General features: G+C 37.9%; 9 protein-coding genes and 1 pseudogene. 9 read left to right on the top strand and 1 reads right to left on the bottom strand.

The window, feature by feature from the left end; genetic code table 11:
* The 5 genes from HMPREF2813_RS08255 to cpdB form a co-directional block, all read left to right on the top strand.
* The coding region (locus HMPREF2813_RS08255; RefSeq protein WP_148129915.1) for a TonB-dependent receptor at positions 1-211 on the top strand (211 nt) is incomplete at its 5' end.
* A gap of 459 nt (positions 212-670) precedes the next feature.
* The gene (pepE, locus tag HMPREF2813_RS08250; protein WP_032823765.1) at positions 671-1,375 is read left to right on the top strand and encodes a dipeptidase PepE; all 705 of its coding nucleotides are present in this window, start codon (positions 671-673) and stop codon (positions 1,373-1,375) included.
* 17 nt (positions 1,376-1,392) lie between these two features.
* A complete protein-coding gene (gene dcuC / locus HMPREF2813_RS08245; RefSeq protein ID WP_070647053.1) occupies positions 1,393-2,688 on the top strand; it encodes a C4-dicarboxylate transporter DcuC in 1,296 nt (431 codons plus the stop codon).
* A gap of 71 nt (positions 2,689-2,759) precedes the next feature.
* Complete coding sequence (locus HMPREF2813_RS08240; protein WP_005661782.1) at positions 2,760-4,031, top strand: M20 family metallo-hydrolase; 1,272 nt, start codon at positions 2,760-2,762, stop codon at positions 4,029-4,031.
* Between the two features lie 93 nt (positions 4,032-4,124).
* Positions 4,125-6,098, top strand: a complete 1,974-nt coding sequence (gene cpdB / locus HMPREF2813_RS08235; RefSeq protein ID WP_011961634.1) for a 2',3'-cyclic-nucleotide 2'-phosphodiesterase — start codon at positions 4,125-4,127, stop codon at positions 6,096-6,098.
* A gap of 107 nt (positions 6,099-6,205) precedes the next feature.
* Here cpdB and HMPREF2813_RS10035 read toward each other — a convergent pair.
* Positions 6,206-6,304, bottom strand: a pseudogene (locus tag HMPREF2813_RS10035) (MerR family transcriptional regulator); the annotation flags it as partial.
* Positions 6,305-6,805: 501 nt separating this feature from the next.
* On the opposite strand from HMPREF2813_RS10035, the gene mnmG reads away from it, so the two are divergent.
* From mnmG to fusA, 4 genes are all read left to right on the top strand, one after another.
* The gene (gene mnmG / locus HMPREF2813_RS08230; protein ID WP_014550359.1) at positions 6,806-8,695 is read left to right on the top strand and encodes a tRNA uridine-5-carboxymethylaminomethyl(34) synthesis enzyme MnmG; all 1,890 of its coding nucleotides are present in this window, start codon (positions 6,806-6,808) and stop codon (positions 8,693-8,695) included.
* Positions 8,696-8,876: 181 nt separating this feature from the next.
* Positions 8,877-9,251 carry a 30S ribosomal protein S12 gene (gene rpsL / locus HMPREF2813_RS08225; protein ID WP_005543325.1) on the top strand — a complete coding sequence of 125 codons (375 nt, stop codon included), beginning with the start codon at positions 8,877-8,879 and terminating at the stop codon, positions 9,249-9,251.
* Between the two features lie 157 nt (positions 9,252-9,408).
* Positions 9,409-9,879, top strand: a complete 471-nt coding sequence (gene rpsG / locus HMPREF2813_RS08220) for a 30S ribosomal protein S7 (RefSeq protein WP_005626581.1) — start codon at positions 9,409-9,411, stop codon at positions 9,877-9,879.
* An 83-nt stretch (positions 9,880-9,962) separates the two neighbouring features.
* Positions 9,963-12,065 (top strand): elongation factor G, encoded by a 2,103-nt coding sequence (gene fusA / locus HMPREF2813_RS08215; RefSeq protein WP_005651039.1) that lies wholly within the window; start codon positions 9,963-9,965, stop codon positions 12,063-12,065.
* The last annotated feature ends 92 nt before the right edge of the window (positions 12,066-12,157 follow it).

Here is a 12,157-nt window from a genome sequence, read left to right as displayed (position 1 = left end):
TTTAATTGGATATGTGCAACCAATTAAAAACTTAACGATAAGAGCTGGCGTATATAATCTTACAAATCGTAAATACATCACTTGGGATTCTGCTCGTTCAATTCGTTCATTTGGTACAAGTAATGTTATAGAACAAACAACAGGATTAGGCATTAACCGCTTCTACGCACCAGGTAGAAATTATAAAATGTCAGTTCAGTTTGAATTCTAACCTGTTGTAAAAATAAAATACGAGCATTTCCTGTTTAGATTGAGTTTGACACTCATATACTAAACAGGAAATGCTCATTTTTTATTGTGAAGTTTTATTTTTCACATAGTTTTTGTATGTAGATAATCTTTCCTTACTAAGTGCTTTTTCTAAAACAAGAAATTGCGTTGCTGATAACATATAATCCTACTTATCACTTGACATTTGAATTATTTAACCATAGACTCCGCCCCGACGATAGGGAACGTTGGTCACTGATAGCATTATCAACCCCCCCTACAATATTGAGACAAAGCCACCTAAAAGGTGGCTTTTGTCATTTTTAATTCCTGAAAAGCATCGTTTTCAACTAAACCAATAATGCTACGCAATCCATAAAAATCCAGCTTTTATGCTGGATTTTGTTTTTAGCTTAGGCATAATAGCAATAACTTTTCATCCCTAAAAAGGATTATAAATATGAAAAACATGTTACTGCTCAGTAGCTCAAAATACAAGAACACAGGTTATCTTGAACACACCCTACCTTGGTTACAAAATTTCTTGGCTGATTATCGTAGTAAAACAATTGCTTTTGTACCTTATGCTGGGGTGAGCCGCACTTTTGATGAATATGAAAAAACTGTGCAAAATGCACTTTCTGATTTAGGGATGAATATTGTTTCCGTTCATCATGGTAAACAGCATCGAGATATTATTGAACAAGCAGATGTCATCGCTATTGGCGGCGGGAATACATTTTGTTTGTTAAAACAGCTTTATGAACACAATTTGATTGATATCATTCGTGAAAAAGTGAATAACGGTACGCCTTATTTTGGTTGGAGTGCTGGGGCCAATGTAGCTGGCTCATCTATTATGACAACTAATGATATGCCGATTACTTATCCTCCTTCATTTCAAGCATTACAACTTTTTCCTCATCAAATTAATCCGCACTTTATTTCAGGTAAAATACAAGGCCACAATGGTGAAAGCCGAGAAGAACGTTTGGCAGAATTTTTACTCGTTAATCCAACCGCACTTGTATATGCATTACCTGAGGGTTCTGCGCTTCATATACAAAATGAAATGGCAACCGTATTGGGCGAAAATCCTATTTTGTGCTTCAGTGAAAATATGGAATGTGGCACATTTGATATCAATACAACTTTTTCTTATTAACTTAAAGGGAACATATAATGGAATTATTTAAATCCATCGTTGCAGTGATCGGCATTATTGCCACAATTTATTTTCTGATTAAAAAAGCCGAAACCCGAACTGTTTTGATTGGTGTCGGTTTAATAATGTCCATTCTAACGCTGAATCCAATGGGTGCATTAGATGCTTTTGCCAAAAGCATGACATCTGGCGGATTAATTATGGCTATTTGTTCCAGTATGAGTTTTGCTTATGTAATGAAATACACTCAATGTGATACTCATCTGGTACATTTACTTACCAAACCATTAAGCGGATTAAAATTCTTCTTAATTCCAATTGCAACAGTCATCACCTTTTTCATCAATATTGCTATTCCTTCTGCTGCTGGTTGTGCTGCTGCGGTTGGTGCAACATTAATTCCCGTTTTAAAAAGTGCGGGTGTTCGACCAGCTACTGCTGGTGCAGCTATTTTAGCAGGGACTTTTGGATCAATGATGAGCCCAGGTTCTTCTCACTCAGCAATGATTAGTGAAATGTCAGGCTTAACTATCACTCAAGTAAACCTTTCACATGCACCATATAACATGATTGCGGGAGCAATAGGTGCGGTTGTTTTAACAATTCTTGCGCTTGTTTTTAAAGATTATGGTGAACAACATCGCCAAGCTTATCTTGCAGAACAAAAAGAAAGTGAAATTAAAGTTGTTGAAGGCGTCAATGTACTTTATGCCCTTGCACCATTAATACCATTAGTTATTTTAGTGATTGGTGGAACATCATTACAACAAGTGCCAGGTCTTGAATGGACTAAAATGGGTGTGCCTCAAGCGATGCTAATTGGTGCAATTTATGGCATTATCGTCACTCGTATTTCCCCAGTAAAAATCACTGAAGAATTTTTCAATGGTATGGGAAATTCTTATGCAAACGTACTTGGTATTATCATTGCAGCCAGTGTATTTGTGGCAGGATTAAAATCTACGGGCGCAGTGGATGCTGCAATTTCTTTCTTAAAAGAATCCAACGAATTTGTACGTTGGGGTGCAACAATTGGACCATTCTTAATGGGCTTAATTACAGGTTCTGGCGATGCAGCAGCGATTGCCTTTAACACTGCCGTCACGCCACATGCTGTAGAACTCGGTTACACTCATGTAAATCTTGGTATGGCAGCAGCCATTGCTGGTGCAATTGGTCGTACAGCTTCACCAATTGCAGGTGTAACCATTGTTTGTGCAGGCCTTGCGATGGTAAGCCCAGTAGAAATGGTAAAACGTACCGCGCCAGGCATGATACTTGCTGTTTTATTCTTAGCATTATTTATGTTGTAAAAATAGTAAAAAATTGACCGCACTTTATTTAAGTGCGGTCTGTTTTTATAGCCTTTTAAAGGAAGAAAAAAATGAACTTAGATTTAAATCAACTTGTTAAATGGCGTCGTGAATTTCATCGTTTTCCAGAAATTGGCTGGAGTGAATTTTGGACAACTTCTCGCATTGCGGATTACTTGGAAGACTTAGATTGTTTTGAAATTTTTCTTGGCAAACAAATTATAAATCCAGACTTTGTTCGTGGACGAAAACAAGCCGTAGTAGATAAAGGTTTAGCTAATGCAAAAGCCTATGGAGCCAATGAAAAATGGCTAGAAAAAATGGAAGGATACACTGGTTGTGTGGCATTATTTGATTCAGGTAAACCAGGAAAAACCATCGCGTTACGTTTTGATATCGACTGTGTGAATGTAACGGAAACTCGCTCACCAGAGCATATTCCAAATAAAGAAGGTTTTGCCTCAATTAACGATGGTTTTATGCATGCTTGTGGACATGATTCACATATTACAATAGGTTTAGGTGTTGCATTATGGATCGCTCAGAACAAAGATAAACTCACTGGAAAAGTAAAAATTGTATTCCAACCAGCAGAAGAAGGTGTTCGAGGTGCAGCAGCCATTGCACAAAGTGGCATAATTGATGATGCAGATTATTTTGCTTCTTCACACATTAGTTTTTGCGCGAATACAGGCACAGTTATTGCTAATCCAAGAAATTTTCTTTCCACTACAAAAATTGATATTCGCTATAAAGGTAAACCTGCACATGCAGGTGCTGCGCCCCATTTAGGTCGTAATGCTTTATTAGCTGCAGCGCATACAGTCACTCAACTTCATGGTATTGCACGCCATGGTGAAGGCATGACAAGAATTAATGTAGGTGTGCTAAAAGCGGGTGAAGGACGAAATGTCATTCCATCCTCTGCTGAATTACAATTAGAAGTGCGGGGAGAAAATAAAGCAATTAATGAATACATGACTGAACAAGTCATGCAAATAGCCAAAGGTATCTCCATAAGTTTTGATGTCGCATATGAAACTGAAATTGTAGGTGAAGCCGTGGATATGAATAACGATGTTGAACTTATAAAACTCATCGAAGAAATATCCCTTGAACAACCACAAATAAATAACGTAAATTCAGATTATGCTTTCAATGCAAGTGAAGATGCGACTATCTTAGGTAGACGTGTACAAGAACATGGAGGCAAAGCAATTTACTTCATTCTTGGCGCAGATCGCACAGCAGGTCATCACGAAGCTGAATTTGATTTTGATGAAAATCAATTACTTACTGGGGTTAATATTTATACTTCCTTAGTACAGAAATTATTATCTTAATTAAATAAAAATATTTTTACTCCTTTCTTTTAAGAATCCGCTATTTTTCTTAGAATAAAGGGAATATTTACTCACCCTAATAAGGAAAACTCTATGATGAACAGACGTCATTTTATTCAAATTGGTGCGACCAGTATTCTTGCATTAAGTGCAAACCGTTTTGCGATGGCAAAAGGAAAGAGCGATGTTGATTTACGCATTGTGGCAACAACAGATGTTCATAGTTTCTTGACCGATTTTGACTATTATAAAGATGCACCAACCGATAAATTCGGTTTTACTCGTGCGGCAAGCCTTATTCGTCAAGCACGTGCTGAAGTAAAAAATAGCGTATTGGTAGATAATGGGGATTTAATTCAAGGTAATCCAATTGCAGACTATCAAGCCGCACAAGGCTATAAAGAGGGTAAATCTAACCCTGCGGTCGATTGTTTAAATGCGATGAATTATGAAGTGGGTACATTAGGTAACCACGAATTTAACTATGGTCTCAATTATCTTGCAGATGCCATCAAACAAGCTAAATTCCCAATTGTGAATGCTAACGTAGTAAAAGCGGGGACAGAAGAACCTTATTTCACACCTTATGTCATTCAAGAAAAATCTGTGGTGGATAATAATGGCAAAACACATAAATTAAAAATTGGTTACATCGGTTTTGTGCCACCGCAAATTATGGTTTGGGATAAAGCAAACCTTCAAGGCAAAGTTGAAACCCGTGATATTGTAAAAACAGCGCAAAAATATGTACCTGAAATGAAGAAAAAAGGGGCTGATATTGTCGTTGCATTAGCTCACACTGGTCCATCTGATGAACCTTATCAAGAAGGTGCTGAAAACTCAGCATTCTATCTAGCGGATGTTCCACACATTGATGCGGTTATTTTTGGTCACTCACACCGTTTATTCCCAAATAAAGAATTCGCAAAATCACCAAATGCAGACATCGTAAATGGTACCGTAAAAGGCGTACCAGAAAGTATGGCTGGTTACTGGGCAAATAATATCAGCGTGGTGGATTTAGGCTTAACAGAACACAAGGGTAAATGGATCGTGACTTCTGGCAAAGCTGTGCTTCGTCCAATTTATGATGTAGAAACCAAAAAAGCACTTGCAAAAAATGACCCAGAAATTACCGCACTTTTAAAACCAGTTCACGAAGCAACACGTAAATATGTTTCTCAACCTATCGGCAAAGCCACAGACAATATGTATAGTTACCTTGCATTAATACAAGATGATCCAACCATTCAAATTGTAAACCAAGCACAAAAAGCGTATGTAGAGAAAGTTGCACCAAGTGTTGCAGCAATGGCTGGCTTACCTATTTTAAGTGCAGGTGCTCCATTTAAAGCGGGTGGTCGTAAAAATGACCCAACGGGCTATACCGAAGTAAATAAAGGTGAATTAACTTTCCGTAATGCAGCAGACTTATACCTTTATCCAAATACGCTAGTGGTTGTTAAAGCGACAGGCGAACAATTAAAAGAATGGTTAGAATGTAGTGCTGGTATGTTTAAACAAATTGACCCTACAAGTGATAAACCACAATCATTAATCGACTGGGAAGGTTTCCGCACTTATAACTTTGATGTGATTGATGGTGTCAATTATGAATACGATCTAACCAAACCAGCTCGTTACGATGGCGAATGTAAGTTAATCAACCCAGAATCGCATCGTGTAGTGAATCTCACTTATCAAGGTAAACCAGTTGATCCAAAAGCAGAATTTTTGATTGCAACGAATAACTATCGTGCTTACGGCAATAAATTCCCAGGTACTGGCGATCAACATATTGTTTACGCATCACCAGATGAAAGCCGTCAAATTTTGGCTGATTATATTAAAGCAACCAGTGAGAAAGAGGGTTCAGTCAATCCAAATGCGGATAAAAACTGGCGTTTTGTGCCTATCACAGGTAACGATAAATTAGATGTCCGTTTTGAAACATCGCCAAGCGAACAAGCGGCGAAATTTATCGCAGAAAAAGCACAATACCCAATGAAACAAGTGGGTACTGACGAAATCGGTTTTGCAGTGTATCAAATTGATTTATCTAAATAATAATTAGGAAAATAAAATGCCATCTAAATATTAAAATTTAGGTGGCATTTTTTCTTCTAAAGTGCGGTCAAATTTTTAAGTATTTTCATGAATCTATCTTCTTTCTTTTACAAATTGCATTCGCTTTTCAACCCTTCTATTGCTTTACATTCTTCTTCATTATGTTCATTTTCGGTAACAATAGACTGTAAAAAATCTTTGATTTTATTTCCTTAACTATTTGATTTGAAGGAAGTATAAAACCTGTAGTAACTACAAAGCCAAATCATAAAACGTACATTTAATAAAATTAATTGTTTAAAAAAACTAAATTATAGGGATTTCAATAAAAATTCATTTTTATCTGTGGATAACTCATAAATAATCTGTCATAAAACTGTTTTTACTCACTTGGTAACTTTGAGCAAAAATAAAATTGTTAATAACTTTCCATTTTACACACAAGATTTTTAAAGAAAATGAGCGCATTTTCACAAAATCTTTGGATCCTATAACACCTGTTTCCATAAGGATCGAATAAGGTTACTCACAACCAAAAAAGATCTTAATAATAACAATAATAAGATCTTTATATATAAAAAGAGATCTTATTTACTAATACAAACCTGATCTTTCAAAGGATCAATAGATCCATTCTTTTTTTGTCAGGTGTTTTAAATTTCTGTAGAATAACGCCAATTTTTTGATCCGAATAAATAGAGATAGATATGTTTTACACTGAAACTTATGATGTGATTGTGATCGGTGGTGGCCATGCGGGTACAGAAGCCGCGCTTGCACCAGCTCGTATGGGATTTAAAACCCTTTTATTAACACATAATGTAGATACTTTAGGGCAAATGTCTTGTAACCCTGCAATTGGTGGGATCGGTAAAGGTCATTTAGTAAAAGAAGTAGATGCAATGGGCGGTTTAATGGCGCATGCTGCAGATAAAGCAGGGATCCAATTTCGTACTTTAAATAGCAGTAAAGGCCCAGCAGTGCGTGCAACTCGTGCTCAAGCTGACAGAGTTCTATATCGCCAAGCTGTTCGTACTGCATTAGAAAATCAACCTAATTTAGATATTTTCCAACAAGAAGCGACTGATATTCTGATTGAGCAAGATCGAGTTACAGGCGTTAGCACAAAAATGGGATTAACTTTTCGTGCTAAATCAGTGGTATTAACTGCAGGTACTTTCTTAGCTGGTAAAATTCATATTGGTTTGGAAAATTATGAAGGTGGCCGTGCAGGGGATCCTGCTTCTGTAAATCTTTCACATCGATTAAGAGATCTTGGATTACGTGTAGATCGCCTTAAAACAGGTACACCACCACGTATTGATGCACGTACGATCAATTTTGATATTTTAGCTAAACAACATGGTGATGCTGTTTTACCTGTGTTTTCTTTTATGGGATCAGTGGATGATCACCCTCAACAAATTCCTTGCTATATCACCCATACCAATGAACAAACCCATGAAGTGATCCGTAATAACTTGGATCGCAGTCCAATGTATACTGGTGTGATTGAAGGGATCGGTCCGCGTTATTGCCCATCTATTGAAGATAAAGTGATGCGTTTCTCGGATCGTAATTCACATCAAATTTATTTAGAACCAGAAGGCTTAACCAGTAATGAAGTGTATCCAAACGGGATCTCTACCAGTTTGCCGTTTGACGTGCAAATGGGCATTGTGAATTCTATGAAAGGTTTAGAAAACGCACGTATTGTGAAACCAGGTTATGCCATTGAATATGATTATTTTGATCCACGTGACTTAAAACCAACGTTAGAAACTAAATCGATTTCGGGTTTATTCTTTGCAGGTCAAATTAACGGTACAACCGGTTATGAAGAAGCTGCGGCACAAGGCTTATTGGCAGGGATTAACGCAGGTCTTTATGTTCAAGAGAAGGATGCATGGTATCCACGCCGTGATCAATCTTATACTGGCGTATTGGTGGATGACCTTTGCACACTTGGTACCAAAGAACCATATCGCGTATTTACTTCTCGTGCAGAATACCGTTTGTTATTACGTGAAGATAATGCGGATATTCGTTTAACGCCAATTGCCCATGAACTAGGTTTGATTGATGATGCTCGTTGGGCGCGATTTAATAAAAAAATGGAAAATATTGAACAGGAACGCCAACGCTTACGCAACATTTGGTTGCATCCGCGTTCTGAATATTTAGAAGAAGCGAATAAAGTGCTTGGTAGCCCACTTGTACGTGAGGCTAGCGGTGAAGATTTATTGCGTCGTCCTGAAATGACCTACGATATTTTGACTTCTTTAACGCCATATAAACCAGCAATGGAAGATAAGGAAGCTGTTGAACAAGTAGAAATTGCTATTAAATATCAAGGCTATATCGAGCATCAACAAGAAGAAATCGAAAAACAAAAACGCCACGAAAATACGGCTATTCCAGCTAACTTTGATTACAGCAAAGTGTCTGGTTTATCTAATGAAGTACGTGCGAAATTGGAACAACATCGTCCGGTTTCCATTGGTCAAGCGAGCCGAATTTCAGGTATAACGCCTGCTGCTATTTCAATTATTCTGGTTAATTTGAAAAAACAAGGCATGCTTAAACGTGGGGAATAAAATTTTTTATTAAAAAACAAAAGTGCGGTAAATTTTAATCTAGTTTTAATCCTAGAGTATATTGTTTAATTATTGACAATAAAGCGTAAAACTATTAGAATTCGCCGTCTATTTCTATATAGAAGTAGATTTTTTGAACAACATTCTATTCTTGAATAACATTTAAACTGGAGCTTTTTTAATGGCAACTATCAACCAGCTAGTACGCAAACCGCGTGTGAAAAAGGTTGTAAAAAGCAACGTTCCTGCATTAGAGGCTTGCCCGCAGAAACGTGGTGTATGTACTCGTGTATATACTACAACTCCTAAAAAACCAAACTCAGCGTTACGTAAAGTATGTCGTATCCGCTTAACTAACGGTTTTGAAGTAACTTCTTATATCGGTGGTGAAGGTCACAACCTTCAAGAGCACAGTGTTGTATTAATCCGTGGTGGTCGTGTTAAAGACTTACCAGGTGTGCGTTACCACACAGTACGCGGTGCATTAGACTGCGCAGGCGTTAAAGATCGTAAACAAGGTCGTTCTAAATACGGCGTTAAACGTCCTAAAGCTTAATGGTTCTCCGTTAAGTAAGGCCAAACGTCTAAATTAGCAAAACAATTTAAACCATAAACTCCAGTCAAAAAGCGCTTTGCGCTGCAAATTTTCTCAATGAGAAATATTGCTGATGGGTTTTGGATATCCTGAAGATTAAAATACGGAGAAATTCGCAATGCCACGTCGTCGTAGTGTTGAAGCACGCAAGATTCTTCCAGATCCGAAGTTCGGTTCAGAATTACTTGCAAAATTTATTAATGTAATCATGGTAGACGGTAAAAAATCCGTTGCTGAATCAATCGTTTATGGTGCTTTAGAAACTTTAGCACAACGCACAGGTAAAGAGCCTTTAGAAGCGTTTGAAGTTGCACTTGAAAACGTACGTCCAACTGTTGAGGTTAAATCTCGTCGTGTTGGTGGTTCTACTTACCAAGTACCAGTTGAAGTACGCCCTGTACGTCGTAACGCATTAGGTATGCGTTGGATCGTTGAAGCAGCACGTAAACGTGGTGATAAATCAATGGCTTTACGCCTTGCAAACGAATTATCTGATGCTTCAGATAATAAAGGTGCAGCAGTGAAAAAACGTGAAGATGTTCACCGTATGGCTGAAGCTAATAAAGCATTTGCTCACTACCGTTGGTAATAAGTTTTTGAATTTAAAGGGCTTCATCGTTGATGAAGCCTTACCCTTATATAAACTGATATTAAATAAACAAGGTTATAATAATGGCTCGTACAACCCCTATTGAAAGATATCGTAATATCGGTATCAGTGCGCATATTGATGCGGGTAAAACTACTACTACTGAGCGTATCTTATTCTATACTGGTGTTAGCCACAAAATCGGTGAAGTGCACGATGGTGCAGCAACGATGGACTGGATGGAACAAGAACAAGAGCGTGGTATCACCATTACCTCTGCGGCAACAACTGCATTCTGGTCTGGTATGTCACAACAATTCCCACAACATCGTATCAATGTTATTGATACTCCGGGACACGTGGACTTTACTGTTGAAGTAGAACGTTCTATGCGTGTTCTTGATGGTGCGGTAATGGTTTACTGTGCGGTTGGTGGTGTTCAACCACAATCTGAAACCGTATGGCGTCAAGCTAACAAATATGAAGTTCCGCGTATTGCGTTCGTAAACAAAATGGACCGTACTGGTGCTAACTTCTTACGTGTTGTTGAACAATTAAAAACTCGCTTAGGTGCTAATGCTATTCCTCTTCAACTCCCTGTTGGTGCAGAAGAAAACTTCACAGGTGTAGTTGATTTGATCAAAATGAAAGCGATCAATTGGAATGAAGCAGACCAAGGTATGACTTTCACTTATGAAGAAGTGCCTGCTAATATGCAAGCAGACTGTGAAGAATGGCGTCAAAATCTTGTTGAAGCGGCAGCTGAAGCGTCAGAAGAATTAATGGAAAAATACTTAGGTGGCGAAGACTTAACTGAAGAAGAAATTAAGTCAGCATTACGTCAGCGTGTATTAGCAAATGAAATTATTTTGGTAACCTGTGGTTCTGCGTTCAAAAACAAAGGTGTTCAAGCAATGCTTGATGCAGTTGTTGAATACCTACCAGCACCAACTGATATTCCTGCTATTAAAGGTATCAATCCAGATGAAACTGAAGGTGAGCGTCACGCAAGTGATGAAGAACCATTCTCTTCATTAGCATTTAAAATTGCAACTGACCCATTCGTAGGTAACTTAACATTCTTCCGTGTATATTCTGGAGTGATTAATTCTGGAGATACAGTATTGAATTCTGTACGTCAAAAACGTGAGCGTTTTGGTCGTATCGTACAGATGCACGCTAATAAACGTGAAGAAATTAAAGAAGTTCGTGCAGGTGACATCGCAGCTGCTATCGGATTAAAAGATGTAACTACTGGTGATACATTATGTGCAATTGATGCGCCAATTATCCTTGAGCGTATGGAATTCCCAGAGCCAGTAATCTCTGTTGCGGTAGAACCAAAAACTAAAGCTGACCAAGAAAAAATGGGCTTAGCATTAGGTCGTTTAGCACAAGAAGACCCTTCATTCCGTGTTCACACAGATGAGGAATCTGGTGAAACCATTATTTCTGGTATGGGTGAGTTGCACTTAGATATCATTGTTGATCGTATGAAACGTGAGTTCAAAGTGGAAGCTAATATTGGTAAACCACAAGTATCATACCGTGAAACTATCCGCACTCGTGTTAATGATGTCGAAGGTAAACACGCTAAACAATCTGGTGGTCGCGGTCAATATGGTCATGTTGTTATCGACTTATACCCATTAGATCCAGAAGGCCCTGGTTATGAATTTGTAAACGAAATCAAAGGTGGTGTAATTCCTGGTGAATACATTCCAGCCGTTGATAAAGGTATTCAAGAACAACTTAAATCTGGTCCATTAGCTGGTTACCCAGTAGTTGATCTTGGTGTACGTTTACACTTCGGTTCATACCATGATGTGGATTCATCTGAGTTAGCATTTAAACTTGCTGCGTCTTTAGCATTTAAAGCAGCATTCTCAAAAGCAAACCCTGTATTACTTGAGCCAATTATGAAAGTTGAAGTTGAAACTCCACCTGAGTATGTTGGTGATGTAATTGGTGATTTAAGCCGTCGTCGTGCTATGGTTAACGGTCAAGAAGCGAATGAATTCGTTGTTAAGATCGATGCGGAAGTTCCACTTTCAGAAATGTTCGGTTATGCAACAGACTTACGTTCACAAACTCAAGGTCGTGCATCATACTCAATGGAACCGTTAAAATATGCTGAAGCTCCAACAAGTGTGGCGGCTGCAGTAATTGAAGCGCGTAAAAAATAATTTTTGTAAACCAGCGGTGTAAAATATGATTGTTTTATACCGCACTTCTTAGGAAACATTAGCAATGTCTAAAGAAAAATTTGAACGTACAA

The sequence above is a fragment of the Haemophilus sp. HMSC066A11 genome (assembly GCF_001811665.1).
GTDB lineage: Bacteria > Pseudomonadota > Gammaproteobacteria > Enterobacterales > Pasteurellaceae > Haemophilus > Haemophilus influenzae.
This window is presented reverse-complemented; position numbering and strand designations above follow the sequence as displayed.